The 24,805-nt window shown below is 69.6% G+C and carries 21 protein-coding genes; 7 read left to right on the plus strand and 14 right to left on the minus strand.

Features of this window, described 5'->3' with window-relative positions; translation table 11 throughout:
* Positions 1-301: 301 nt before the first annotated feature.
* Positions 302-1,819, minus strand: a complete 1,518-nt coding sequence (locus AC07NG_RS10810; protein ID WP_494593946.1) for an aldehyde dehydrogenase family protein — start codon at positions 1,817-1,819, stop codon at positions 302-304.
* Between the two features lie 164 nt (positions 1,820-1,983).
* Here AC07NG_RS10810 and AC07NG_RS10815 point away from each other — a divergent pair, with 164 nt between their 5' ends.
* Positions 1,984-3,234, plus strand: a complete 1,251-nt coding sequence (locus tag AC07NG_RS10815; protein WP_487292568.1) for an MFS transporter — start codon at positions 1,984-1,986, stop codon at positions 3,232-3,234.
* Between the two features lie 17 nt (positions 3,235-3,251).
* Here AC07NG_RS10815 and AC07NG_RS10820 read toward each other — a convergent pair whose 3' ends face one another.
* Positions 3,252-4,046, minus strand: a complete 795-nt coding sequence (locus tag AC07NG_RS10820) for an IclR family transcriptional regulator domain-containing protein (RefSeq protein WP_487292569.1) — start codon at positions 4,044-4,046, stop codon at positions 3,252-3,254.
* 229 nt (positions 4,047-4,275) lie between these two features.
* On the opposite strand from AC07NG_RS10820, the gene AC07NG_RS10825 reads away from it, so the two are divergent.
* Entirely contained in the window at positions 4,276-5,409 is a 1,134-nt protein-coding gene (locus AC07NG_RS10825) for a serine hydrolase domain-containing protein (protein WP_494593949.1), read from the plus strand.
* Here the strand turns inward: AC07NG_RS10825 and AC07NG_RS10830 are convergent.
* Complete coding sequence (locus tag AC07NG_RS10830; RefSeq protein ID WP_494593951.1) at positions 5,406-5,558, minus strand: hypothetical protein; 153 nt, start codon at positions 5,556-5,558, stop codon at positions 5,406-5,408. The two genes, AC07NG_RS10825 and AC07NG_RS10830, sit on opposite strands and share 4 nt — an antisense overlap.
* Positions 5,559-5,698: 140 nt before the next feature.
* On the opposite strand from AC07NG_RS10830, the gene arsC reads away from it, so the two are divergent.
* The 3 genes from arsC (at position 5,699) to AC07NG_RS10845 (ending at position 9,790) form a co-directional block, all read left to right on the plus strand.
* Entirely contained in the window at positions 5,699-6,082 is a 384-nt protein-coding gene (gene arsC / locus AC07NG_RS10835; RefSeq protein ID WP_494593953.1) for an arsenate reductase (glutaredoxin), read from the plus strand.
* Between the two features lie 174 nt (positions 6,083-6,256).
* Positions 6,257-7,297, plus strand: a complete 1,041-nt coding sequence (locus tag AC07NG_RS10840; protein ID WP_110121881.1) for a substrate-binding domain-containing protein — start codon at positions 6,257-6,259, stop codon at positions 7,295-7,297.
* A 321-nt stretch (positions 7,298-7,618) separates the two neighbouring features.
* Complete coding sequence (locus tag AC07NG_RS10845) at positions 7,619-9,790, plus strand: DEAD/DEAH box helicase (protein WP_494593955.1); 2,172 nt, start codon at positions 7,619-7,621, stop codon at positions 9,788-9,790.
* A gap of 47 nt (positions 9,791-9,837) precedes the next feature.
* Here AC07NG_RS10845 and AC07NG_RS10850 read toward each other — a convergent pair whose 3' ends face one another.
* Positions 9,838-11,016 carry a BaiN/RdsA family NAD(P)/FAD-dependent oxidoreductase gene (locus AC07NG_RS10850; RefSeq protein ID WP_494593957.1) on the minus strand — a complete coding sequence of 393 codons (1,179 nt, stop codon included), beginning with the start codon at positions 11,014-11,016 and terminating at the stop codon, positions 9,838-9,840.
* Between the two features lie 103 nt (positions 11,017-11,119).
* On the opposite strand from AC07NG_RS10850, the gene AC07NG_RS10855 reads away from it, so the two are divergent.
* Complete coding sequence (locus AC07NG_RS10855; protein ID WP_494593959.1) at positions 11,120-11,359, plus strand: hypothetical protein; 240 nt, start codon at positions 11,120-11,122, stop codon at positions 11,357-11,359.
* A gap of 3 nt (positions 11,360-11,362) precedes the next feature.
* On the opposite strand, the gene AC07NG_RS10860 is transcribed toward AC07NG_RS10855, so the two are convergent.
* Positions 11,363-13,183, minus strand: coding sequence for a methyl-accepting chemotaxis protein (locus tag AC07NG_RS10860; protein WP_494593961.1), 1,821 nt, complete (start codon positions 13,181-13,183; stop codon positions 11,363-11,365).
* A 153-nt stretch (positions 13,184-13,336) separates the two neighbouring features.
* On the opposite strand from AC07NG_RS10860, the gene AC07NG_RS10865 reads away from it, so the two are divergent.
* Positions 13,337-14,656 (plus strand): Hsp70 family protein, encoded by a 1,320-nt coding sequence (locus AC07NG_RS10865; RefSeq protein WP_494593963.1) that lies wholly within the window; start codon positions 13,337-13,339, stop codon positions 14,654-14,656.
* A 211-nt stretch (positions 14,657-14,867) separates the two neighbouring features.
* On the opposite strand, the gene AC07NG_RS10870 is transcribed toward AC07NG_RS10865, so the two are convergent.
* From AC07NG_RS10870 to AC07NG_RS10910, 9 genes are all read right to left on the minus strand, one after another.
* The gene (locus AC07NG_RS10870) at positions 14,868-16,319 is read right to left on the minus strand and encodes an efflux transporter outer membrane subunit (protein WP_494593965.1); all 1,452 of its coding nucleotides are present in this window, start codon (positions 16,317-16,319) and stop codon (positions 14,868-14,870) included.
* Complete coding sequence (locus AC07NG_RS10875; RefSeq protein ID WP_494593967.1) at positions 16,316-17,218, minus strand: efflux RND transporter periplasmic adaptor subunit; 903 nt, start codon at positions 17,216-17,218, stop codon at positions 16,316-16,318. The genes AC07NG_RS10870 and AC07NG_RS10875 overlap by 4 nt, the downstream gene beginning before the upstream one ends.
* Positions 17,219-17,224: 6 nt before the next feature.
* The gene (locus tag AC07NG_RS10880; protein ID WP_110118573.1) at positions 17,225-17,425 is read right to left on the minus strand and encodes a DUF1656 domain-containing protein; all 201 of its coding nucleotides are present in this window, start codon (positions 17,423-17,425) and stop codon (positions 17,225-17,227) included.
* Entirely contained in the window at positions 17,422-19,431 is a 2,010-nt protein-coding gene (locus tag AC07NG_RS10885; protein WP_494593969.1) for an FUSC family protein, read from the minus strand. Before AC07NG_RS10885 ends, AC07NG_RS10880 begins: the two co-directional genes overlap by 4 nt.
* Before the next feature lie 9 nt (positions 19,432-19,440).
* Entirely contained in the window at positions 19,441-19,809 is a 369-nt protein-coding gene (locus tag AC07NG_RS10890; RefSeq protein ID WP_494594314.1) for a MarR family winged helix-turn-helix transcriptional regulator, read from the minus strand.
* Between the two features lie 241 nt (positions 19,810-20,050).
* Entirely contained in the window at positions 20,051-22,735 is a 2,685-nt protein-coding gene (ppdK, locus tag AC07NG_RS10895; protein ID WP_494593971.1) for a pyruvate, phosphate dikinase, read from the minus strand.
* Positions 22,736-23,122: 387 nt separating this feature from the next.
* Positions 23,123-23,305 (minus strand): DUF3606 domain-containing protein, encoded by a 183-nt coding sequence (locus AC07NG_RS10900; protein WP_110118570.1) that lies wholly within the window; start codon positions 23,303-23,305, stop codon positions 23,123-23,125.
* A complete protein-coding gene (locus AC07NG_RS10905) occupies positions 23,305-23,475 on the minus strand; it encodes a hypothetical protein (RefSeq protein ID WP_494593973.1) in 171 nt (56 codons plus the stop codon). Before AC07NG_RS10905 ends, AC07NG_RS10900 begins: the two co-directional genes overlap by 1 nt.
* A gap of 165 nt (positions 23,476-23,640) precedes the next feature.
* The gene (locus tag AC07NG_RS10910; RefSeq protein WP_494593975.1) at positions 23,641-24,801 is read right to left on the minus strand and encodes a glutathionylspermidine synthase family protein; all 1,161 of its coding nucleotides are present in this window, start codon (positions 24,799-24,801) and stop codon (positions 23,641-23,643) included.
* Positions 24,802-24,805 lie beyond the last annotated feature (4 nt).

A 24,805-nucleotide genomic window follows, 5' to 3' on the forward strand; every position in this document is an offset into this window, starting at 1 on the left:
ACCGCGCGGAGCGTCTAGGCTTCGTCGAAACGGTAACAACACAAAGCACCTCCGGGCGTCGCCCGGGCGCTCCGCTCTCCTTCGACAACTCAGCGTCTTGGCGCGTGAGATCGAGAAGCCATGCGCCCAAGGAACCTCCCCCTGTGGGGGAGGCGGCCGAAGGCCGGTGGGGGGCCGTTTTCAGCTTTCGAGGCGTCGGCCATTCCCGCACCAACACCCCCCTCCGATCGCTGCGCGATCGCCTCCCCCACAGGGGGAGGTTCCTCGCGGCCCGCCACCTTCTCCCGCAAGGGGAGAAGGATCAAATCGGACCCAGGTTCACGCTCACGGCCTTGGTCTTCAGGTACGAGTCGATGCCCTCGCGCCCGAACTCGCGGCCCCAGCCGGACTGGCGGTTGCCGCCGAACGGGGTCTCGGGGCTCAGGGCGGCGTGGATGTTGACGCCGACCTGGCCGCTGTCGATGGCGCGGGCCATGCGGTGGGCGCGGGAAAGGTCCTTGGTCCAGACCGAGCCCGACAGGCCGTAGGTCGTCTGGTTGATCGCCGACAGGAGCGCCTCGTCATCGTCGCCGAACGCCTGCACGCCCAGCACCGGGCCGAACACCTCTTCCCGCGCCAGGCGCATGTCGGGGCTGACGTCGGCATAGATGGTCGGGGCGACGTAGTGGCCGGGGCCGTCCGGCACGCCGCCGGCATAGGTCAGGCGCGCGCCCTGCGCGGCGGCGGCCTCGACATGCTCCAGCACCCGGCCCTTCTGCCGGGCCGAGACCAACGGACCGATCATCGTCGTCGGATCCAGGCCCTGCCCCACCTTCAGATAGGCCGCCGTCTGGGCCAGGCCCTCCAGCACCGGCTCCAGCACCTTCTCGTGCACGAACAGGCGCGTGCCGGCCATGCAGTTCTGGCCCGACAGGAAGAAGCAGGCCAGGGCCGCCGACGGGATGGCGTCGGCGAGATCCGCGTCGGGGAAGATCACGAACGGCGACTTGCCGCCCAGCTCCAGCGAAACCCGCTTCAGGTCATGGCTGACCGCGCGGACGATCTCCTTGCCCACGGCCGTCGAGCCCGTGAAGGTGATCTTGTCGACGCCGGGGTGCGAAACCAGGGCCGCGCCGATCTCGTGGCCCAGGCCGTGAATCAGATTGAACACGCCGGGCGGGCCGCCGGCCTCCAGCCACAACCGGGCCACCAGGATCGAGGTCAGCGGCGTCAGCTCGGCGCTCTTCAAGACGAGCGTGCAGCCCGAAGCCAGGGCCGGCGCCAGCTTCAGGATGATCATCGACACCGGCACGTTCCAGGGCACGATCGCCCCGACCACGCCGACCGGCTCGCGCACCGTATAGACGAGGAGATCGAGCGCCTCGCGGCCGTTGGCCCGGGCCGGGATGGTCGAGCCCTCCAGCTTGGTGGCCAGGCCCGCGTAATAGCGCACATAGTCGGCGCAGAAGCCCTTGATGGTCGCGCCCGACAGGGCGATCGGCATGCCGTTCTCGAGCACCTCGATCTCGGCCAGCTTGTCGGCGTCGCGCTCCAGCAGGTCGGCGAAGCGCAGCATGATCCGGGCGCGGTCGGCGCCGGACGTGCGGCTCCAGCCCTTGAAGGCCTTGCGGGCGGCGGCGACGGCAAGGTCGAGATCCTCGGCCGAGGTCGCGCGCACCTTGGCGATCGTCTGCTCCGTCGCCGGGTTCTCGACCTCGATCAGGGTCTCGCCGCGCCCTTCGACGAAGGCCTCGCCAATCAGCTGGCCATGGGTCTGCGCGAGGAAGGCGAGAGCCTCCTGCGAAGGGCCGAAGATCGCTGCGTCGCTGGCGTCCGCCATGGGAAACTCCGTCGATATGAACTGGGATCTGTTTTGAAGCGCGGGCGGCCTGGCCGCCGCTTTCCCGCGCGCCCTCCCCGCCTGTCGATCAAGCCGCGCGAAGCGATGGCGCGCCGCGCGCGAGCCGTCGGATGCTCCAATGGGGCTATTGGGGGATTTGAAGCGTGAGCGAGGTTCGGGACGAATTCCGCAAGGGCTGGCGCGTGGTGCTGGCCGCCGGGATCGGGGTCGGCTGCGGCATCAGCCTGCAGCAATATGTCGGCTCCCTCTTCGTGAAGGCGCTTCAGACCGATCTGGGCTGGAGCCGGGGCAAGATCGCCCAGGCCCAGGGCGCGGCGCTCGCCGCCCTGTTCGTCGCCCCCGTGCTCGGCTGGCTGATCGACAAGGTCGGGGTGCGGCCGGTGGCGATGGTCTCCATCGTCCTGCTGGCAGCCGTCTATCTGGGCCTGGCCGCCATGCCGCCGTCGCTGGGCGCCTTCTACGGCCTCTTCGCCCTTCTGGTGATCCTGGGCTGCGGCACCGGCCCGATCGGCTACACCCGCGCGGTCAACACCTGGTTCGAAAAGGGCCGCGGCCTGTCGCTGGGCCTGACCCTGACCGGCGTCTCGCTGGTCGCGGCGCTGAGCGCGCCGCTGCTCAGCTTCGTCATCGCCCATCACGGCTGGCGCGGCGGCTATGCGACGCTCGCGGGACTGTCGCTGTTCGTCGCCCTGCCCACCGTCTTCTTCGCGCTCTGGGAGCGTCCGCGTTGGCTGGCCAAGCACGGCGCCGCCGCGACCGAGATCGATGCAGCCAAGCGCGTCTCCCAGGTCGGCCTGACCGCCGGCCAGGCCCTGAAGACCGGCCGCTTCTGGATCCTGTCGCTGGCCATCCTGCTGGCCACGGCCGGCCTGACCGGCGTGATCAGCCAACTTCAGCCCATCCTCACCGACCAGGGCCTCGACGCCCGCGTCGCCGGCTGGCTGGTGGCCCTGCTGGCCGTCTCGGTGGCGCTGGGGCGCATCGTCGTCGGCTGGGCGGTGGACCGCTTCTGGGCCCCGATCCCCGCCGCCATCGCCCTCGTCCTGCCGGCCCTGGGCGTGGGCCTGCTGGCCATCGGCCACGGCCAATGGCCGCTGGCCGTGCTGGCGGTGCTGCTGATCGGCGCGGCGCAGGGCGGCGAAGTCGACGTCGCCGCCTTCTTCGTCGCCCGCTATTTCGGCATGCGCTCGTACGGCGCGGTCTACGCCCTGATCGGCATCGCCATCTCGCTGGGCGTGCCGATCGGCGCGATCGGGATCGGCGCCCTCTACGACCACGACGGCGGCTACGGCCGCGCCCTGGCGATCGCGGCCGCCGGCTTTGTCGCCAGCGGCGCGCTGATCCTCCTGATGGGACGCTATCCGCAATGGACCACGCCCGAGAAGACCGCCTGAGGCGCTCGCCCGCGCCATCAGGCGGCGCGGGACAGCGGCTCCGACAGGTCGCGGCTGATGGCGGCCGCGGCCGACTTCAGCTTGTCGCCGTACTGCTTGACGGCGTCCGGCATCTTCATCGACGAGCTGAAGAACACCAGCACCAGCGCCCCGCAGACGCCCTCGCTGTTGAAGATCGGCGCGCCGATCGACGAGGTCTTGCCCGGAGTGGCGGTATAGGGATTGCGCCCCTTGGTCGCCCAGCCGGCCTCGATGATGTCGGAGAACATGCCGCCGGACTCCGCGTACTGCAGCGTCAGCGGATCGACCTGGCCTTCGCCGCGCCGATACGCCTCCAGCACCGCCGCCTGTTCGTCGGGGCTGGCGAAGGCGAGATACGCCTTGCCCGCCGCGCTCTCCAGGATCGGCAGGGTGTAGCCGGGGTAATAGTTGTTCAGCGTCAGCGACGTCATCGTGTGGGTCGAGTCGCGGATCATCATCTGCTGGCCGACCCGGGTGGCGATCGACACCGGCCAGGTCACCTTGGCCGTCAGGTCGACGATGTGCGGGCGGGCGCAGGCGACCAGGCGATCGCTCTCCTGGAACCCGTGCGACAGCGACTGCACCAGCATGGTCGGTCGATAGCGCTTCCGGGCCGGCTCCCGCTCGATCAGCTTCTCGTGCAGCAGGGTCTGCACGATGCGGCAGGCCGTCGGATAGGGCACGCCCGAGGTCTGGGCGATCTCCATCATCGACAGCGAACCACGGCGGTTGATCGCCTGCAGCACCGAGATGCAGCGGCTGATGGCCCTGATCGGCACACCTTTTTCCATAGAAACGCCTCCTCCAGATTCACGCGAACTCCAGACCGTGGCGGCGAGGGTCTGGCGGAAACCACGTCCCGACTATCCGTTCGCCGGATAGCGCAACGAAGCCCCGCCACGGTCGGAGTCGTCTTTTGTGCGTCGCCTGCTCTTTCGCAGGGCGGATATTTGACCACGCGGTCAACGAAGTGGCAATTCGTGGAATTACGGTCAGGCTCACATAACGTCGGAGCCCGAGATGACCGCTGAAACTTCCGTAACGTCAGCCGACGAGGCTTTGTATCTTCAGCGCTTTCAGGCCGCCGCCAACGCTCCGCAGGAGACCTACGACACACTGGAGCCCGTGCCCGGCGCGGCTGGGCGCACGCTGATTCCGGCCGCCGCGACGGCCACGATCGACGCCGCGGCGCTCGATGCGGCCGAGGCCTACGCCAAGGACAGCAACGCCAAGGCCTTCATGGTCTGGCGCGACGGCGTGCTGGAACGCGAGACCTATTTCGCCGGCGCGGCCCGCCCGTCGCTGCTGGCGTCCAAGTCGCTGGCCAAGCCCCTGACCGCCGCCGCCATCGGCCGCGCCCTGGCGCTGGGCGTCATCGAGTCGCTGGACCAGTCGGTCGCCGACTTCATCACCGAGTGGAAGGGCACGCCCAAGGCCGACATCCTGGTGCGCCACACGCTCGACATGCGCACCGGCCTGCTGCCCCAGGGCTTCAGCACCGATCCGTCCAACGTGCTGAACCGCGCCTATCTGCACCCGCGCCACGACGACGTGCTGATCAACGACTACCCGCTCGTCCATACGCCGGGCAGCCGGTACGACTACGCCAACGCCACTTCGGAGCTGGTGGCCCTGGTCATCGAGCGCGCCACCGGCCGCCGCTACGCCGAGTTCATCTCCGAAGAGGTGCTCAAGCCCATCGACGCGCCGGGAGGCCAGATCTGGGTCGACCGTCCGGGCGGCCTGGCCCATTCGGGCTGCTGCATCCTGCTGCCGGCCGAAAGCTGGCTGCGCCTGGCGATCCTGCTGCTCGACGACGGGGTCCACGCCGGAACCCGCCTGCTGCCCGAGGGCTATGTGGGCGAGATGCGCACCCCGACCGAGCAGAACCCGCACTATGGCCTCGGCGTCTATATCGGCGCGCCCTATCTGGAGCGCCGCGGCTGGGCCGCGCCGGACCTGCCCTGGCCCAAGATCCTGCACAGCGAGCCCTACGCCGCCGAGGACCTCTATCTCTTCTGCGGCAACTCGAACCAGGTGGTCTACATCGTGCCGTCCAAGCGCCTGATCGTGCTGCGGGTCGGCGATAGCCCGCCCAAGACGCCCGAGTGGGATAACAGCGTGCTGCCGAACCTGATCCTACGCGGGCTCTAGACTTTGCGGCGGAGGGCGACGCGGGCGATGAGCTTGCGGACCTCGCCCTCCTCCACCCCGTCCCGACGCATCAGCAGACGGACGATCGGCTCCGAAAGGAGCTCATCGAGTGAAGGCGGCGGGTCTTCCAGACCCCGGTCGTCGCGCATCGGGCGCTCCTCTCCGGTCGGGGGCGCCCTCCTCGCATTATTGCGAGTGAATCGCAACTACTATCCTGAAGCGTCACGCATGTCGTGGCGACCGGCCGACCGACTTGCTATCTGCCTCGTCAAAGCATCGAGAGGCCCGCATGACCGACTTCCCCGTCACCATCTTCCACAATCCCAAGTGCGGAACCTCGCGCAACACCCTGGCGACCATCGAGGCCGCCGGCTACGCGCCGACCGTGGTCGAATATCTGAAGGCCGGCTGGGCGCTCGAACAGCTGAAGGACCTCGCCGTCCGCACCGGCCTCGGCGCCCGCGGCCTGCTGCGCGTCAAGGGCACGCCGGCCGAGGAACTGGGCCTCACCGATCCGGCGACGTCCGACGACACGATCCTGGCGGCCATGGTCGAGCACCCGATCCTGGTCGAGCGCCCGATCGTCGTCACGCCCAAGGGCGCGGTGCTGGCCCGCCCGAAGGAGAAGGTGCTCGACATCCTCGATCGCCACCCGCCGGCCGACGCATCCTGATCCGTGATCGGACGTTTTCCTGGACGGTGTCGCAAATCTGTCGTCGAACTGTGACAAATAGCCGGCCTCGCCGCCGCTAGTCTGCGCGCGGCGAGGTTGAAGGATCGCTCCCCCAGATCCTTCAACGCGTCCAATGATTCCCGTGGCCCCAAGCCGACCATCAGGATGTCGTCCATGAAAGCCTTCCTCGGAGCCGCCGCCGCGCTCGGCCTGCTGGCCCTGGCGCCCAGCGCCCACGCCGCCCGTGACTACGTCTGGGCCGCCGGCTCTTCGACCGTCTTCCCGTTCAGCACCCGCGTCGCCGAAAACTTCGCCAAGAAGACCGGCAAGAAGTCGCCCAAGGTCGAGAGCCTCGGCACCGGCGGCGGCATCAAGATGTTCTGCGGCGGCATGGGCGAGGGCTTCCCCGACATCGCCAACGCCTCGCGTCCGATGAAGAAGTCCGAGTTCGAGGCCTGCAAGGCCAAGGGCGTCAAGGACATCGTCGAGATCAAGATCGGCTTCGACGGCATCGTCATCGCGATGGACAAGAAGTCGCCCGACTACAACTTCAAGCTCGAGCACCTGTATCTGGGCCTGGCCCAGAACGCGCTCCGCGGCGGCCAGTTCGTGGCCAACCCCTACAAGACCTGGAAGGATGTGGGCGCCGGCCTGCCGGCCAACCGCATCCTGGTCTACGGCCCGCCGCCCACCTCGGGCACCCGCGACGCCTGGGTCGAGCTGGCCATCGAGAACGGCGCCAAGAAGTTCCCGACCGCCAAGTCGCTGCACGACAGCGACGAGAAGGCCTTCAAGGCCAAGATCGACCCGCTGCGCAAGGACGGCGGCTGGATCGACGCCGGCGAGAACGACAACGCCATCGTCGGCACCCTGACCAAGACCCCGGGCGCCCTGGGCGTGTTCGGCTTCTCGTTCCTCGAAGAGAACGCCAACGTCATCAAGGGCGCGGCGGTCAACGGCGTGAAGCCGACCCCGCAGGCGATCGCCAACGGCAGCTACCCGCTGTCGCGCTCGCTCTACATCTACGTCAAGAAGGGCCAGGTCGGCGTGACACCGGGCCTGAAGGAATACCTGGCCGAGTTCGTCTCCGACGCCGCCACCGGCCGGGGCGGCTACCTGCAGGGCCGCGGCCTGATCCCGCTGCCGCCCGCCCAGCATGAAGCCAACAAGGCCACGGCCAGCAAGCTGCCAAACATGGCTCCGCCCAAGAGCTGATCGCGCTGCGCATCACTTGAACGGCGCCCCGTCCGGACCATCCGGGCGGGGCGTTTTTATTTAACCAAACGCTGCGGCCAAAGCGCCGCAGTGGGGGCTAATTATCCGCCGGCTCTTGCCTTTCGAGGCAGATTGGCGTCTTAACGCGCCTTTCCAAACTTCCTCGGTCGCCCGAGCGCCTCGTTTTGGCGACCGGAGGAGTTTATTTTCATGACAAGTGACCAATCAGACGGGTCCGGGACATCGGGGTCGTAATTTGGTCGTGGCGCAGGCCGCGGGCGTTTTTGTGTGCCGCCGCCTGCAGAATCGAACTGGACCGACATGCCCTTCCCCGCCTCTCACCCCGCTCTTGAGCGGGCTCTCGCCGCTCAAGGTTACGCTGAGCCCACGCCCGTCCAGGCCGCCGTGCTGGAAGCCGACGCCGAAGGCCGCGACCTGCTGGTCAGCGCCCAGACCGGCTCGGGCAAGACCGTGGCCTTCGGCCTGGCCGCCGCCCCGACCCTGCTGGGCGACGCCGAGCGCCTGCCCAAGGCCGGCCTGCCGATGGCCCTGGTCATCGCCCCGACCCGCGAACTGGCCATGCAGGTCAATCGCGAACTGGAGTGGCTCTACGCCCAGGCCGGCGCCACCGTCGTCAACTGCGTCGGCGGCATGGACGCCCGTCGCGAGCAGCGCGCCCTGAACTTCGGCGCCCACATCGTCGTCGGCACCCCGGGCCGCCTGCGCGACCACATCGAGCGCGGCCACCTGGATCTGTCCGAGCTGAAGGTCGCCGTCCTCGACGAGGCCGACGAGATGCTCGACATGGGCTTCCGCGAAGACCTCGAGTTCATTCTCGACGCCGCCCCGGCCGAACGCCGCACCCTGCTGTTCTCGGCCACCCTGGCGCGCGACATCATCGCCCTGGCCAAGAACTACCAGACCGACGCCCTGCGCATCGACACCATCGACCGCAACGAGCCGCACCGCGACATCGAGTACCGCGCCGTGCGCGTGGCGCCGAACGAGACCGAGCACGCCGTCGTCAACCTGCTGCGCTATTTCGAAAGCCCCGGCGCCCTGGTGTTCGCCAACACCCGCGAAAGCGTCCGTTCGCTGCACAGCAAGCTGCGCGAGCGTGGTTTCGACGTCGTCGGCCTGTCGGGCGAACTGAGCCAGCGCGAACGCGCCGACGCCCTGCAGGCCCTGCGCGACGGCCACGCCCGCGTCTGCGTCGCCACCGACGTCGCCGCCCGCGGCCTCGACCTGCCCGACCTGGGCCTCGTCATCCACGCCGAACTGCCGGTCAACAAGGCTACCCTGCTGCACCGTTCGGGCCGCACCGGCCGGGCCGGCAAGAAGGGCGTCTCGGCGCTCGTCGTGCCCTACACCCGCCGTCGCAAGGCCGAACAGCTGCTGTTCGCGGCCGGCGTCGAAGGCGTCTGGGGCGGCGCCCCGAGCGCCGACGAGATCCGCGCCAAGGACACCGAGCGCCTGCTCGACGACCCGATCTTCGCCGAGGCCTCGAACGAGGAAGACCTGGCCCTGGCCGAGGCCATGCTGGCCAAGCGCACCCCGACCGAGATCGCCGCGGCCCTGATCCGCACCCGCCGCGCCAAGCTGCCGGCCCCGGAAGAAATCTACGACGACCCGCGCCACGGCGCCGATCCGGGTCCGCGTTCGCGCGAACCCCGCGGCGACCGCGACTTCGCCCCGCGTGATTTCGGCGACCGTCCCGAGCGCGAACCGCGCACCAGCATGGACGGCTCGGAGTGGTTCCGCATCAGCGTCGGCCGTCGCGGCAACGCCGATCCCAAGTGGCTGATCCCGCTGATCTGCCGCCAGGGCCACATCACCAAGAAGGACATCGGCTCGATCCGGATCTTCGACTACGACACCAAGTTCGAGATCTCGGCCGAGGCGGCGGTGAAGTTCGGCGCGGCGGTCCAGTCGACCGTTCGCGAAGACGTCTCGATCACCCCGACCGCCGCGCCTGCTCCGCGCGGCCCGCGTCGCGAGTTCGACGGCGACGCTCCGCGCGCCCCGCGTCCGCCGCGCAACTACGATGACGCGCCGCGCGGCCCCCGCGCCAACGCCCCGGGTTCGCGCGACCACACCCCGCGTCCGGGCGGCTACGACCGCGACGGCGTAAGCGGCGCCAAGCCGTATGGCCGCGGCGAAGAGCCCAAGGGCGAATACAAGCCGCGTCCGCCCCGGGACGACAAGCCCCGCGACTTCAAGCCGCGCGATCGCGACGCCGCTCCGCGTCCCTATTCGCCGACCGAAAGCGACGGCGCGCCGAAGCGGGCCTACAAGCCCCGCGCCGAGGGCCGTGACAACGCCGACGGCCCGCGCGAATACAAGCCCCGCGCGCCCAAGGCGTTCGGCGACGCTCCGGCCAAGCCCTACAAGGCCAAGCCGGCCTTCGGCGACAAGCCGGCGTTCAAGGGTCCCAAGCCCTTCAAGGGCAAGAGCGACTTCGCCGGCAAGCCCAAGCCGTTCAAGAAGAAATAGTCCGCCTTCGAAAGCCCCTCAGTCGCCCAGCGACTGAGGGGCTTTTCTTAGGCCGCCTGCCCCGCGCACCACCCCGACGCCCAGGCCCACTGGAAGTTATACCCGCCCAGCCACCCGGTGACGTCGACGACCTCGCCGATGAAGTAGAGCCCCGGCACGGCCTTGGCCGCCATGCTGCGCGAATCCAGGCTGTCGGTGTCGACACCGCCCAGCGTCACTTCAGCCGTGCGATAGCCTTCCGAGCCCACCGGCTTGAAGGTCCAGGCGCTCACGACCCCGGCGACGCGGGCCAGCACCTTGTCCGAACAGTCGGCGATGTTGCCGGTCACGCCCTCGTCCTCGACGATCTTCTGGGCCAGGCGCTTGGGCACGATCTCGCCCAGCACCGTATGCAGCGCCCGGCGGCCGTTGATCGAGCGTTCGGCTTTCAAGGTCGAAAAGACGTCTGTCCCCGGCGCCATGTCGACGACGATCTCGCCGCCTTCGCGCCAGTAGGACGAGATCTGCAGGATCGACGGCCCCGACAGGCCCCGGTGCGTGAACAGCATGCCTTCCCGGAACTTGGTCTTGCCGCTCTTGACCACGGCGTCGACCGAGACGCCTGACAGCGGCGAAAGGCGCTCCAGCGTGCGGGCCTCGAAGGTCAGCGGCACCAGGGCCGGACGGGTCTCGACGATGGCCAGGCCGAACTGGCGGGCGATCTCGTAGCCCAGACCCGTCGCGCCCATCTTAGGGATCGACTTGCCGCCGGTGGCGACCACCACCGAGGCGCAGGCGACGGGTCCGCTCGACAGGGTGACGACGAAGCCCTCGCCGTCCTTGGCCACGCCCTCGACGCTCGTCTCCAGCCGCAGCACGACGCCGGCCTGCTCCATCTCGTCCAGCAGCATGGCGATGATGTCCTTGGCGGAGTCGTCGCAGAACAGCTGGCCCAGGGTCTTTTCGTGGAAATCGATCCCGTGCTTGCGGACCAGCGCGATGAAGTCGGTAGGCCGATAACGACGCAGGGCCGAGACGCAGAACTTCGGATTGGCCGACAGGAAGTTGGCCGGCGTCGCGCCCATGTTGGTGAAGTTGCAGCGGCCACCGCCGCTGATGCGGATCTTCTCGCCCGGCGCCTTGGCGTGGTCGACGATCAGCACCGAGCGCCCGCGCTTGCCGGCCTCGATGGCGCACATCATGCCGGCCGCGCCGGCTCCCAGCACCACGACGTCGAACTGTTCCAAGATCCGGCCCTTCCAAGTGAGCGCGCCAAGGACGGGCGCGCGGAGGAAAAGTCAATGCGAACCGAACGTTGACGCCCCGCTTCGCCGGAGCGATCCTTCATTCATGGCCGACGGCGCTGACATCCATCTCGATCCCGAACGCGCCGAGCGCCTTCGCCTCGCCGCCGAAGCGGCCGGCGTGACGCCCGAAGCCTTCGTCCTCAACGCTATCGATGATGACTGGGTCGAAGCCATTGAGTCCCTCGAAGAATATGAGCGTACCGGCGTTTCCTACTCCGTCGAGGAAGTCATGGCAGAGCTCCGTGCAAACGTTGAAGCTCGTTTAGCCGCCCGCGAACGCTGACCCTTACCCCGCCATGCGGTAGCCGCGCGCCTGCCCCGCACCGGACACCCGGAAGCGTTCCGTCATCTCGACCAGCCCGGCGATCTCGCTCTTCAGGGCGTGGGCGACGGCGTTGGCTTCCTCGACCATGGCGGCGTTCTGCTGCACGCCCTGGTCCATCTGGTTCACCGCCGCATTGACCTCGTTGAGGCCGGTGGCCTGCTCGCCGGCCGAGGCGGCCAGTTCGCGGACCAGGGCGTCGATCTCGCCGACCTTGCAGACGATGCCCTCCAGCGCCTCGCCGGTCTGGCCGACCAGCTTGACGCCCTCGTCGACCTGGCGGGCCGAGGTCGAGATCAGGGTCTTGATCTCCTTGGCGGCGTCGGCCGAGCGCTGGGCGAGCGCCCGGACCTCCTGGGCGACGACAGCGAAGCCGCGCCCCGCCTCGCCCGCCCGGGCGGCTTCCACGCCGGCGTTGAGAGCCAGGAGATTGGTCTGGAAGGCGATCTCGTCGATGACACCGATGATCTGGCCGATCTGGCGCGAGGAGGTCTCGATACCGGTCATGGCCTCGACGGCGCCACGCACCACCTGCCCCGAGCGCTCGGCCTCGCCCCGGGCCGAGCCGACCACCCGAGCGGCCTCGCCCGCGCCCTGCGAGGCGCGGCGGACGGTGGCGGTGATCTCGTCGAGAGCGGCGGCGGTCTCTTCCAGGCTGGCGGCCTGCTGCTCGCTGCGGCGGGCGGTGTGGTCGGCGGCGGCGGCGATCTCGTCGGAACCCCGGCCGATGCCGTCGACGGCCGACAGGATCTGGCTCATGGCCTCGTCGAGATGGCCCATGGCGGCGTTGAAGTCGTCGCGCAACTGGCGATAGCCGTCGGGGAAGGCCTCGGCGACGCGCACGGTCAGATCGCCGCGAGACAGGCGCGACAGGCCCTGCGCGATCCGCTCCATGACGAAGGCCTGCTCGCTGGCGGCCGCTTCACGGGCCTGCTCATTGCGGCCGCGTTCCTCGTCGCCGGCGGCGCGGGTGCGGGCCTGATCGGCCTGGGCGCTCTTGAGGGCCAGGGCGTTGTCCTTGAACACCTGGACGGTGCGGGCCATCTGCCCGACCTCGTCGCGACGGCCGGCGCCGGCCACGGCGACCTCCAGCCGGCCTTCGGCAAGATCGCTCATGGCGCGCGACAGGCCGGCCACCGGCCGCGAGATCTTCACCGCCCCGATCCACAGGGCGAAGGCGACGCCGCCGAGCGCCGCGGCGACGCCGAACAGCAGGGTCAGCAGCACGCCGCGCTCGGCCTTGGACCGAGCGGCGGCGACCATGGCGTCGGTCTGCTCGTGATAGCCGTCGCCCCAGGCCTTCACATCCTTGGCCAGGCCATCGATGGCAGGATCCATCGCCGCCAGATGCGACATGGCACCGGTGTCATCATTGGACAAACCTTTGTCGGCCGCGGCCCGCGCATCCCCGTACAGGGCGTCGATGCGGGCGGCGAAGCCTTCGGTCTTCCCGGCGACGGCGGGGTCGAAGGCGGTCATCTTGGCCAGGCTGTCCTTGCCCTCGCCATAGACCTTGTCGAGTTCCTTGGAGGCGGCCTGGGCCTGCTGGGAGCCGCCGTCATAGGTGACGGTGCGGTGGGCGGCGTGGCCCATCATGGCCAGGCGGCGGCTGAAGCGCGCCGACTGCACCTCGGCAGGAGCGCGGTGCTCGACCAGGCGGCTAGTGGCCGCGTCCAGGCTCTTCTGCTGCCAGACGCCCAGGCCCGTGCAGGCCAGCACCGCCGCGCCCAGCACGACGGCCGGCAGGGCGACCTTCGAGGCGATCTTGAGATCGTCGAGCTTCATGTCTGTTTCCCCCCGGATGTTGTCTAAGTCCGCGCCGGATTCACGGTTGCCGAACCCAGTTTTTCGACTGCGGCGTAAAAACCCCGTTAAGTCGCTTGACCCCCGCGCTGATGGCTGTAGGACGCACGGCCCCTCCCCGGCCCGAGCTTTCCCATGACGTCCGCCGTCCAGCCGACGATCGGCATCGATTTCGGCACCACCAACACCGTCGTCGCCATCGCCGATGGCGGCGGTCCCGCGCGCCTGGTGCGCTTTCCCGTCGGCGAGAAGGACATCTTCGCCTTCCGCTCGGCGCTGAGCTTCCACTCGGTCGCCGGCCCCGACGGCCGGCCGACCGAGCGCGTCATCGAGGCCGGCCCCTGGGCCATCGAGGCCTATGTCGAGGACCCGCTGGAGACGCGCTTCGTCCAGTCGTTCAAGACTTTCGCGGCGAGCGCGGCCTTCACCGAGACCAAGATCCTCGACCGGCGCTACCTGTTCGAGGACCTGCTGGCCGCGTTCCTGTTCAAGCTGCGCGACCACGCCGGCGGCCAGATGAGCGACCTGCCGCCTCGCGTGATCGTCGGCCGACCGGTGACCTTCGCCGGCGGCAATCCCGACGAGGCCCTGGCCCTGCGCCGCTACGAGGCGGCGTTCGAGCGACTGGGCTTTTCCGACATCCGCTACGCCCACGAGCCGGTCGGGGCGGCCTTCTTCTTCGCCCGCCAGCTGAAGGAGGACGCCACGGTGCTGGTGGCCGACTTCGGCGGCGGCACCAGCGACTTCTCGATCGTGCGGTTCGAGCGCCATGAGGGCCAGCTGCGGTCGGTGCCGCTGGCCCGCTCGGGCGTCGGCGTGGCCGGCGACGCCTTCGACTACCGGATCATCGACAACGTGGTGTCGCCCGAGCTTGGCAAGGGCAGCCTCTACAAGGCGATGTCGAGCCGCCTGCCGATCCCGCAGCGCTACTACACCGCCTTTGCCCGCTGGGACCAGCTGGCCATGCTGCGGGCCTCCAAGGACATGCGCGACATCCGCGCCCTGGAGCGCACGGCGGTCGAGCCGGAGAAGATCAGCCGGCTGATCGAGGTGCTGGACGACAACCACGGCTACGCCCTCTACCGCTCGGTCTCGGGCCTGAAGGAGGCGCTGTCGAGCCAGGAGCGCGCGCTGTTCTCGTTCAAGGCCGGCTCGGTGGAGATCGAGCGCGAGGTGGCGCGGTCCGAGTTCGAGGCCTGGATCGCCCCGGAGCTGAAGGCCATCGAGACGGCCGTGGACCAGGCGCTGGAGCGCTCGGGCCTGGCGGCCGACGGCGTGGACCGCGTGTTCCTGACCGGCGGCTCGTCGTTCGTGCCCGCGGTGCGCGAGATCTTCCTGCGCAGGTTCGGGGCCGAACGCATCGAGAGCGGCGGCGAGTTCGAGTCGATCGCCTCGGGCCTGGCGCTGATCGGGCATGAGGCGGATCTGGATCTCTGGAGCGAACGCGTCGGCTGATCCTTCTCCCCTTGCGGGAGAAGGTGGCGGCCGAAGGCCGTCGGATGAGGGGTCTCTCAGACATCCGACATCGCGCCCGGCCTGACCGCCGCACGCGGCTTTCAGTTCTGAGAGACCCCTCACCCGACCTCGCTCCGCGAGGCCACCCTCTCCCGCAAGGGGAGAGGGATAAGGCGCCAGCGCTTCACGGGGATCGTACGGGGAGAGGGATTTAGCGTTGGGCCTGCACCACCTTCACCGCCGGCGCGTTTTCCCAGCCGCCGCCGAGCGCCAGGAACAGGTTGACCTGGTCGGCGGCCACGGCGGCGTCGGAGGCCGCCAGGGCGGCTTCGGCGCCGGCCAGGGTGCGTTGGGCGTCGAGGCCCTGCAGGTAGGGCGTGCGGCCGGCCTTGTAGAGGGTGGCGGCCTGGCGTTCGGCCTTGTCGGCCTCGTCGCGGGCGGCGCGCAGGGCGGCGTTGCGGTCGAGTTCGTGGGCGTAGGCGGTCAGGCTGGTCTCGGTCTCGCGCAGGGCGTTCAGCACCACGCCGTCGAACTTCGCCAGGGCCCCGTCGGCGCCGGCCTCGGCCCCACGGATGCGGGCGCGCTCGCCCTCGCCCGGCAGGGTCCAGGAGACCAGGCCCGACAGGCTCCAGCGGTTGGCGGCGGGCTGGCCGAGATCGGCGAGCAGGCCGGTCGTGCCCGCGCCCAGGCCAAAGCTGATGTTCGGATAGAGCGCGCCGCGGGCGACGCCGATGCGGGCGGTAGCGCCGGCCAGGGTGCGCTCGGCCTGGCGGACGTCCGGACGGCGCTTGAGCAACGCCGCGCCGTCGCCGACCGGCAGGGGCTGCGACAGCTTCGGCGGCGACGCACAAGCCTCGACGGCTTTCGGAAACTCGACGGGCGGCTTGCCGGTCAGGACGGCCAGCTTGTAGAGCGCGGCCTTGCGGCGGGCCTCGAAGGTCGGGATCGCGGCGCGCTGCAGCTCGACCTGGGCGCGGGCCCGGGTGGCGTCCAGCGCCGTGCCGCGGCCGGCGGCGATCAGCCGATTGGTGACGTCCAGGCTCTTGCGCTGAAGATCCAGCGTCTGTTCGGCGACGTGGATCTCGTGGCCCGACGAGCAGGCCTCGACATAGGCCCGGGCGACGTCGGCGGCGACGCTGACGCGGGCCAGATCCAGGGCCGCCTGGCTGGCGTCTTCGTCGGCGTGGGCGGCCTCGGCGGCGCGCTTGAGCCGGCCGACCAGATCGACCTGGTAGGAGACCTTGACCCCGGCGTCGGCCAGGTTCTCGACCGGCAGGGGCTCGGTCAGCAGGTACTGCTCGCCGGACTCGCGGGCGTGCATCGCCGCCGCGGAGGCGCCGGCCGAGAAGCCGCCGGCGTCGTCGGCCTCGCCGGCCACGGCGCGGGCACGGGCCAGGTTGGCGGCGGCGACGCGCAGGTCGGTGTTGGCGCTCAGCGCCTCCTGCACGAGGCCGTTCAGCGTCTCGTCGTCATAGAGCTTCCACCAGCCTTCGGGGACCGGGTCCTGGCTGACGGCGGCGTTGGTCGCGCCCATGAACGGCGCCTGGGCGGCCGGCTCGTTGATCTTGGCGGCGTCGGGGCGCTTGTAATCGGGGCCGACGGTGGTGCAGGCGGCCAGGGCCAGCAGCGAGGCGGCCGCGCCGAGGGTGCGGAGCGTGCTCATTGCTTCGCCCCTGCAGCCCGCACGCCTTGCCCCAGCACCGCGACGGTGGCGGTGCGGCCGGCGATCAGGCGCAGGTCCTTCGGCGTCTCGTCGAGGGCGACGCGGACCGGAACGCGCTGGGCCAGGCGCACCCAGCTGAAGGTCGGGTTGACGTTGGGCAGCAGGCTGGCCCCGGCGGCGCGGTCGCGATCCTCGATGCCCGCGGCGATCGACTGGATGTGGCCGTGCAGCGGACGGTCCTCGCCCATCACCCGGACATCGACCTTCTGGCCGACGTGCAGGCCCTTGAGCTTGGTCTCCTCGAAATAACCCTCGACCCGGAAAGAGCGGCTGTCGATCAGGGCCAGCACCGGCTTGCCGGCGGTGACGTAGTCGCCGGTGCGCAGCGTCAGGTCCGACAGGAAGCCGTCGGTGGGGGCCGTGACCAGGGTGCGCTTGAGGTTCAGGGCCGCCAGATCGCGGGCGGCCTGCGCCTGGGCCATGGCGGCCTGGCCCTGCTCGACCTTGGCCAGGCTCTGCTCGGTGACCTCGCCAGCGACGAGGTCGCCCAGGACGCGGTTGCGGGCCAGTTCGCGGCGGGCCTGGGCCAACTGGGCTCTCTGGGCGGCGACGGCGGCGTCGGCCTGGCGGACGGCCAGGGCGTAGCGGTCGCGATCGACATAGAACAGCGGCTGGCCGGCCTTGACGGTCTGGTCGTTGACCACCTGGACGTCGGTCACCAGGCCCGAGACGTCGGGGGCGACCTGGACGATGTCGGCGCGGACGCGGCCGTCACGGGTCCAGGGATCGACCTGGTAGTGATCCCAGAGGCGCTTGCCGCCGATACCGGCGACGGCGACGACGGCCAGGGTGACCGCGACGCGGCCGGCTTGGGGGAGGATGGTCTTGAGCTGGGGCATGGTTTTCTACGGACGGACGAGGGCCACGGCGGCGGCCCAGAGGATGACGAAAAGCGCGGTGTCGAAGAGCGCCGGGTGCCAGACGAGGCGGTAGGCGCCGGTCCAGGACAGCACGCGGCGCAGCACGAAGGTGGCGGCCAGGGCGGCCACGGCCGAGACGAGGACGGACGACAGGAAGACGCCGTCGATGTTGTATTCGCCGATCATGCGGCGGGCTCCGGATTAAAGGCGGGGGCGTCGGGGAAGAGGTTGCGGCGCAGGCCGACGAGGCCGGTGACGCCGCCCGGTACGAAAACGGTCTGGCCCATGCGGGTCAGGGCCTGGTCGAGACAGGCCAGCAGGTCGGCGTGCGGCGGCTGGCGGCGGCCGGCCGACAGGGCCGCATAGTGGTCGCCGATCCCGTCGAGCACGGCGTCGAGGGAGGCGCGGGCCGGGCCCGAGACCTCGCCCCGCGCGCCCTGGACGGCGACGAGGTTCATGCCGACACGCAGGTCGCGCAGGACGTCGACGCCGACGAGGTCATGGCGTTCACCGACAGCAGCCAGCTTGGGGGTCAGCAGGCCCAGGCGGTCGACCAGGGTGGCGGCGAAGGCGGCGGGCTCGGGCGCGTTGCGGGCGCGGGCCAGGCGGGCCAGGCCCTTCCAGGTGCGCGACAGCAGGCGGCGGGCTCCGGCGTCGATGCTCATCGAGCGCATGGCGGCGGTGACGAAGATCGCCGCGCCCAGGCCGACGAACTGGCCCAGATTGACGTTCAGGAAACTGGCGAAGTCGGCGCTGAAGGTCTCCTGCAGGGCCATGGCGTTGCAGAAGCCCATCAGCACGGCGAGCGCCGCCCCCATGGTCTTGGGGTTGGGAATGAACAGGCCGATGAACAGCAGCGGCGGGGCCAGGGTCAGGACCAGCAGCGGAAAGCCGTCGATGGCCGGCAGCACGGCGAACATGTAGAGCGCCGACAGCGGCAGCGAGACCAGGGTGAAGATCCCGAAGCTGCGGATGGCCGGCACGGGGTCGTCCATGGCCGCGAAGAAGCAGCAGAACACCGCCGCCATGACCGGGGCCGAGGCGCCGTCGCCCCAGCCGGAGACGATCCATAGGGCGCAGGACAGCAGGACGGCGATGGCGGCCGCTGCTCCTGACAGGAGCGCCAGCGGGAAGTCGCTGTGCATGCGGCGGCGGGCGGCCGTGAGCGTGGCGGCGGCCAGGGCCGGCGACAGCGGGGCGTCGGGGTTCTCGAAGCGGACCATCAGGGCGTGGCCCTCGGCCAGGGCCTGGACGGTCTCGGCCAGACGCACCAGCAGGCTTTCGACCAGCAGAGCGTTCCAGTCGCCGCCGCGGCGCGTGGCGGCCTCGGCGCGCAGGTGGTCTATCAGCTCCAGCCCGGGGCCGCGCGTGGCCCCGGCCTCGATCCAGGCGACGACGGCGTCGAGCGCCCGGCGGGCGGCCGGGTCGCGGACGTCCTTGAGGGCCAGCATGCGGTCGGACAGGCCCGACAGCAGCGGGATGAGGATCAGCAGGCGTTCGTGCAGGGCGCGGACGACGCCGGTGGTCTCGCGCAGGCGCGAGGTGTCGAACGGCAGGTGGACGGCCAGCATCTGGATCTCGCTGGCGGCGGCGGCCAAGTGGCGGCGATCGCGGGCGAAGGCCTGGGCGTCGGCGCCCTTCAGCACGTCGAGCGCCCAGCGGTCGGCCTCGCCCAGCCAAGCGGTCAGGCGGGCGCGCAGCACCGTGCCGACCGGACGGGGGAAGACGAGGCTGTGGACCAGGGTGGCGCAGACGATGCCGAGGCCGATCTCGACCACGCGCCAGACGGCCAGGTCGAAGATGGCCGACGGCTGGCTGACGGCCGGAAAGCCGATGATGGCGGCGGTGTAGCCGGCCAGCATCAGGACATAGCTGCGCGGCGTGCGGTCCAGCAGCGAGACGGCCAGACAGCCGCCGACCCACAGGGCCAAGGCCAGGCACAGCAGGACCGGCGCATTGACCAGGGCCGGGACCAGGGCGACGGCGGCCGCGCCGCCCAGCATGGTGCCGAGCACGCGGTAGAGCGCCTTGGAGCGCACGGCGCCGGCCAGGGGCTGGCTGACGATATAGGCCGTGGTCATGGCCCAGTACGGACGCGGCAGGCCGACGGCGAAACCGATCCAGAGGGCGAGCATGGCGGCCGCGAAGCTGTTCAGCGAGAACAGCAGCGTCCACCGATCCAACTTGGGCATGGCGGGGACTTAAGCCCCCTGCCCGTTGGCGGCTTCCAGCGCCGCCTCGAAGGCGGCGAAGGTGCGCAGGGTGGCGGAAAGATCCTCGTCGCTGACCCCGACCAGCAGGCGCGAGCGGACGGACTGGACGGTGTCCTCGGCGATCACGGCCAGGGCCTGGCCGTCGGGGGTGAGATGCAGGGTCTTGGCGCGGCCGTCGGCCGGGTCGTCGCGGCGCTCGACGAGGCCGGCGGCGCACAGCTGGTCGAGCACGCGGACCAGGGACGGTCCCTCGACGCCCAGCTCCTCGGCCAGCACCCCCTGGCGGATGCCGCCGCCGGCGCGGGCGATGTGCAGCACCGGCAGGGCGCGAGCGTCGGACAGGCCGTGCTCGGCCAGGGCGCGGTTGACCTCGCGGCGGTAGATGCGCGCCAAGCGCAGGATGGCGCCGGTGAAGGTGCGCTCGCTGAGGATGCGGACGTCGGTCATGGAACGATGCTCGAAGAACGATAGGTAGCTTGCTATCTATTTAGATAGCTTCCTATCGATGTTCGTGCAAGCGGGCGAATGACGAAAAACGGCCCCGCTCGTGGAGCGGGGCCGTTTCAAGTTGTCGCAGTCTCGAGGAGAGACCCCTTCCCTACTTCCCGGCCAGGGCCGCTTGCGCCGCCGCCAGGCGGGCGATCGGCACGCGGTAGGGCGAGCAGGAAACGTAGTCGAGGCCGACCTTTTCGCAGAACGCGATCGAGGCCGGATCGCCGCCGTGCTCGCCGCAGATGCCGAGCTTGGCGTCCGGACGCACGGCCCGGCTGCGCTCGGCGGCGATGCGGATCAGGTCGCCGACGCCTTCCTGGTCGAGGCTGACGAAGGGGTCCTTTTCGAAGATGCCCTTGTCGATATAGGCGCCGAGGAACTTGCCGGCGTCGTCGCGGCTGATGCCGAACGTCGTCTGGGTCAGGTCGTTGGTGCCGAAGCTGAAGAACTCGGCGTTGGCGGCCAGATCGCCGGCCCGCAGGGCGGCGCGCGGCAGCTCGATCATGGTGCCGACGGTGTACTTCAGGTCCACGCCCTGCTCGGCCAGCACCGCCTTGGCGACACGGTCGGTCAGTTCGCGCAGGTACTTCATCTCCTCGCCCTTGGCGACGAGCGGGTGCATGATTTCCGGCACCGGCGCTGCCTTGCCCGACTTGGCGATCTCGCAGGCGGCCTCGACGATGGCCCGGACCTGCATCTCGTAGATCTCGGGATAGGAGACGCCCAGGCGGCAGCCGCGGTGGCCGAGCATGGGGTTGGTCTCGTGCAGCTCCTTGGCGCGGCGCAGCAGCTTGGCGGCGTCGAGACCCGTGGCCTGGGCCACGGCCTGCACGTCTTCCTCGGTGTGCGGCAGGAACTCGTGCAGCGGCGGGTCGAGCAGACGGATGGTGACCGGCAGGCCTTCCATGATCGTGAAGAGCTCGACGAAATCGGCCTTCTGGAAGGGCGCGATCTTGGCCAGGGCCGTGCGGCGACCGGCCTCGTCGTCGGCCAGGATCATCTCGCGCACCGCGGCGATGCGGGTGTCGTCGAAGAACATGTGCTCGGTGCGGCACAGGCCGATGCCTTCGGCGCCGAACTGGCGGGCGGTCTTGGCGTCGAGCGGCGTCTCGGCGTTGGCGCGCACCTTCAGGCGGCGGACCTGGTCGGCCCAGCCCATCAGGGTGGCGAAGTCGCCGGTCAGCTCGGGCTCGATCATCTTCGGCGCGCCGGCCAGGATCTCGCCGGTGGAGCCGTCGATGGTGATGATCTCGCCGGCCTTGAACTCGCGGCCCTTGGCCCGGAACAGGCCTTCCTTGGCGAAGATCGACACGTCGCCGGCGCCGGAGACGCAGGGACGGCCCATGCCGCGCGCCACGACGGCGGCGTGGCTGGTCATGCCGCCGCGGGCGGTGATGATGCCGCGGGCGGCGTGCATGCCGTGGATGTCTTCCGGCGAGGTCTCTTCGCGAACGAGGATGACGCTTTCGCCATTGGCCGCGGCCTTTTCGGCCTCGTCGCTGTCGAAGACGATCTTGCCGGTGGCCGCGCCCGGCGAGGCCGGCAGGCCGACGGTGACGACGTCGCGGTGGGCGGCCGGATCGATGGTCGGGTGCAGCAGCTGGTCCAGCGAGGCCGGCTCGACGCGCGAAACGCCCTCTTCCTTGCTGATCACGCCTTCGGCGGCCATGTCGACGGCGATCTTCAGCGCGGCCTTGGCGGTGCGCTTGCCGTTGCGAGTCTGCAGCATGTAGAGCACGCCCTGCTCCACCGTGAACTCGATGTCCTGCATGTCGCGGTAGTGGCGTTCCAGCGTCTCGACCACGGTCTTGAACTGCTGGAAGACGGTCGGCATCGCCTCTTCCATCGACGGCGAGGTGTCGCCCATCTCTTCGCGGGCGGCCTTGGTCAGCGACTGCGGGGTGCGGATGCCGGCGACGACGTCCTCGCCCTGGGCGTTGATCAGGAACTCGCCGTAGAGACGGTTGTCGCCGTTGGACGGGTTGCGGGTGAACGCCACGCCCGTGGCCGAGGTGTCGCCCATGTTGCCGAACACCATCGACTGGATGTTGACGGCCGTGCCCCAGCTTTCGGGGATGTCGTGCATGCGGCGATAGAACTTGGCGCGGTCGTTCATCCAGCTGGCGAACACGGCGCCGACGGCGCCCCACAGCTGCTCCTGGGCGTCCTGCGGGAACGGCTTGCCCAGCTCGTTCTGGACGGCGGCCTTGTAGTCCTTGATGACCGCGGCCCAGTCGTCGGCGGTGAGGCCGGTGTCGACGTGAACGTCGAGGCGGTCCTTATGGTCGTCGAGGATCTCCTCGAACATGTGGTGCTCCAGGTCGAGCACGACGTTCGAGTACATCTGGATGAAGCGGCGGTAGCTGTCGTAGGCGAAGCGGCGGTCGCCCGACAGCTTGGCCAGGCCCTCGACGGTCTCGTCGTTGAGGCCCAGGTTCAGCACGGTGTCCATCATGCCCGGCATCGAGGCGCGGGCGCCCGAGCGCACCGACACCAGGAGCGGGTTGGTCACGTCGCCGAAGCGCTTGCCGGTGATGGCTTCCACCTTGGCCAGGCCTGCGGCGACCTGTCCGGCCAGCTCGGCCGGGTACTGCTTGCCGTTGCTGTAATAGTGGACGCAGGCCTCGGTGGTGACCGTAAAGCCAGGCGGAACGGGCAGGCCCAGCGACGACATCTCAGCGAGATTCGCGCCCTTCCCTCCAAGGAGGTTCTTCATCGAAGCGTCGCCATCGGCGCCGCCTCCCCCGAACGAATAGACCCAAAGGGACTTCGTCAGCGTCTCAACCGGCATTTTGAATTCACCCTGCGATAAAGTGAAAAAAGGCCGCGCCCTCTATCGGGGTCGTCTCGCCCTGGAACATGACCGCGTTCTTGAATCCCGCAGTGCAATATCCGTGGCCTCCCTAGCATTTTGGCCAAGAACGCGTCCACCTGCGCTTTGCGTTCCCGCAGTTTTGCCAAGAATTCAGCAAATCATTGCTATGACAACGTTGTCTTGATCGCAGTTTGACGGCGCTCGCCATTTCAAAGGCACGAAACGTCGCCACACGGACAATCACGCCGCCTTTTCGGGACTGGCGGACGACCACCGCGCGTCGCCGATTTGGATTGTGATCGCACAGCGGGAGTCGCGGGACGGACTCATGGGGCCAGCGAGGGGGCGAGCGCCCCTCGCCGCTCAGCGCTTCTTGCCGAGCTCGGCGGCGATGTCCTTGGTCATCTTGCCGACCTTGCGGTGGGCGGCGGTCAGCTGGTCGCGGGTGACGCCCCAGCGCTTCATCCAATATTCGACGGCCTGGCGCTCGGAGAGGTCGAGGCGCTCCTTGTCGATGAAGCCACGCTTGTCCTTGAGACCGGCCATCAGCTGTTCCACGGCTTGGAGGAGCCGGCCGCGATACGGTTGGCCTGCTCACGTTGGAAGCGACCGCCGCGCGGCGGCTTGGGACGGGCGGCCAGCGCCGCCTGCTTGAGTCGCAGGGCGCGCTGGATCGGGGTCTCGCCCGGCGGGCCGTGGTCGTTGGAGTCGCTCATTTGGGGGAGCCTAGCACGAGCCTCGCCCTCCCCCACATCCGTAAATCCCCCGAGAAAGCGGGGGCCCAGGTGCTTTATCGTCGAGCGCCCCGCGTTTCAGAAAAAGCCTGGGTCCCCGCTTTCGCGGGGATTTTACGGAGAGGTGGTTCCCCACCCGGGGGAGGCTCAGCCCTCGATGATGTGCGGCACGAAGCGCGCGAGGTTCTTGGTGACCTGGCTGTCGTCCTCGCGGATGCCCATGCCCACGGGCTCGGCCCCGACGATCCAGGCGCCGACCACCGGATGCCTGCCGTCGAAGCTGGGCGGCGGGTGGAAGGCCTGGACGATCGCGCCCTCGGCTCCGTAGCCCTGGTCGAGCACCGGCTCGGCGCCCGCCCCGACGATCTCGACATTGGCGCCCTCGCGCGAGAACAGCGGCTTGCGCACATAGTTGGCGCCGAGATTGGCGGCGGCCGGGTCGCCCTCGAAATAGGCCTCCAGCAGGTTGGGGTGGCCCTTGTGGCGCTCCCACAGCAGCGGGAGGATCGCCTTGTTGGACAGGATCGCCTTCCACGGCGGCTCCAGCCAGCGGACCTTCGCCGTCGCGAGGTTGGCCGCGTAGGGCTCGCGCAGCATGTCTTCCCAGGGATAGAGCTTGAACGCCGCCTGCAGCAGGTAGCCGTCGGTGTCGACGAACTGGCCCTCCTCGTTCAGGCCGATGGCGTCCATGGCCACGAACTTGGGGTCCAGGCCGGCCTGGGACGCCAGATCTTCGAGGAAGCGCACCGTCTGGCGGTCCTCGACGGCGTCGGCGTCGCTGGCGAAGTGCACGAAGCCGCCCTTGGGGAACAGCACGCCGAAGCGCTCGCGCATGGCCTCGAACAGGCTGTTGAACTGGTCGGTCCCGGCCGGCAGCGCGCCCTGCGCCAGCAGGTCCTCGAGCCACAGCCACTGGAAGGTGGCGGCCTCGAACAGGCTGGTGGGGGTGTCGGCGTTGTACTCGTAGAGCTTGGGCGGCGCGGAGCCGTCATAGCCGAAATCGAACCGTCCGTAGAGGGACGGCTCCTTGGCGCGCCAGGAGGCGGCGACGAAGTCCCAGTGCTCGGGCGGGATCGCCAGCTTCTCGAGAAGCTCTTCGCTGGCGACCGCTTCGTCGACGAGATCCAGGCACAGGTCGTGAAGCTGGGCCGCGGCCGGCTCCAGATCCTCCTCGATCTCGCGCAGGGTGAAGGCGTACGCCGTCCCTTCGTCCCAATAGGCCTGTCCGCCGGTGTGGTGGTAGACGAAGCCGATGGCTTCGGCCTTCTCGCGCCAGTCTGGGCGCGGGGTCAGGGAAAGACGGCGCACGCGG

The sequence above is a fragment of the Caulobacter sp. GW821-FHT10C03 genome (assembly GCF_059415485.1).

What these genes read in the sequence shown, in the direction of transcription:
- AC07NG_RS10820 (WP_487292569.1), bottom strand. Translation starts at nt 4,046, where the DNA reads ATGGAAAAAGGTGTGCCGATCAGGGCCATCAGCCGCTGCATCTCGGTG.
- AC07NG_RS10840 (WP_110121881.1), top strand. Translation starts at nt 6,257, where the DNA reads ATGAAAGCCTTCCTCGGAGCCGCCGCCGCGCTCGGCCTGCTGGCCCTG.
- AC07NG_RS10875 (WP_494593967.1), bottom strand. Translation starts at nt 17,218, where the DNA reads ATGCCCCAGCTCAAGACCATCCTCCCCCAAGCCGGCCGCGTCGCGGTC.
- AC07NG_RS10870 (WP_494593965.1), bottom strand. Translation starts at nt 16,319, where the DNA reads ATGAGCACGCTCCGCACCCTCGGCGCGGCCGCCTCGCTGCTGGCCCTG.
- arsC (WP_494593953.1), top strand. Translation starts at nt 5,699, where the DNA reads ATGACCGACTTCCCCGTCACCATCTTCCACAATCCCAAGTGCGGAACC.
- AC07NG_RS10825 (WP_494593949.1), top strand. Translation starts at nt 4,276, where the DNA reads ATGACCGCTGAAACTTCCGTAACGTCAGCCGACGAGGCTTTGTATCTT.
- AC07NG_RS10900 (WP_110118570.1), bottom strand. Translation starts at nt 23,305, where the DNA reads ATGGCCGGTCTCAAGGACAAGCGTGGCTTCATCGACAAGGAGCGCCTC.
- AC07NG_RS10830 (WP_494593951.1), bottom strand. Translation starts at nt 5,558, where the DNA reads ATGCGCGACGACCGGGGTCTGGAAGACCCGCCGCCTTCACTCGATGAG.
- AC07NG_RS10845 (WP_494593955.1), top strand. Translation starts at nt 7,619, where the DNA reads ATGCCCTTCCCCGCCTCTCACCCCGCTCTTGAGCGGGCTCTCGCCGCT.
- AC07NG_RS10860 (WP_494593961.1), bottom strand. Translation starts at nt 13,183, where the DNA reads ATGAAGCTCGACGATCTCAAGATCGCCTCGAAGGTCGCCCTGCCGGCC.
- AC07NG_RS10905 (WP_494593973.1), bottom strand. Translation starts at nt 23,475, where the DNA reads ATGAGCGACTCCAACGACCACGGCCCGCCGGGCGAGACCCCGATCCAG.
- AC07NG_RS10810 (WP_494593946.1), bottom strand. Translation starts at nt 1,819, where the DNA reads ATGGCGGACGCCAGCGACGCAGCGATCTTCGGCCCTTCGCAGGAGGCT.
- ppdK (WP_494593971.1), bottom strand. Translation starts at nt 22,735, where the DNA reads ATGCCGGTTGAGACGCTGACGAAGTCCCTTTGGGTCTATTCGTTCGGG.
- AC07NG_RS10865 (WP_494593963.1), top strand. Translation starts at nt 13,337, where the DNA reads ATGACGTCCGCCGTCCAGCCGACGATCGGCATCGATTTCGGCACCACC.
- AC07NG_RS10855 (WP_494593959.1), top strand. Translation starts at nt 11,120, where the DNA reads ATGGCCGACGGCGCTGACATCCATCTCGATCCCGAACGCGCCGAGCGC.
- AC07NG_RS10880 (WP_110118573.1), bottom strand. Translation starts at nt 17,425, where the DNA reads ATGATCGGCGAATACAACATCGACGGCGTCTTCCTGTCGTCCGTCCTC.
- AC07NG_RS10885 (WP_494593969.1), bottom strand. Translation starts at nt 19,431, where the DNA reads ATGCCCAAGTTGGATCGGTGGACGCTGCTGTTCTCGCTGAACAGCTTC.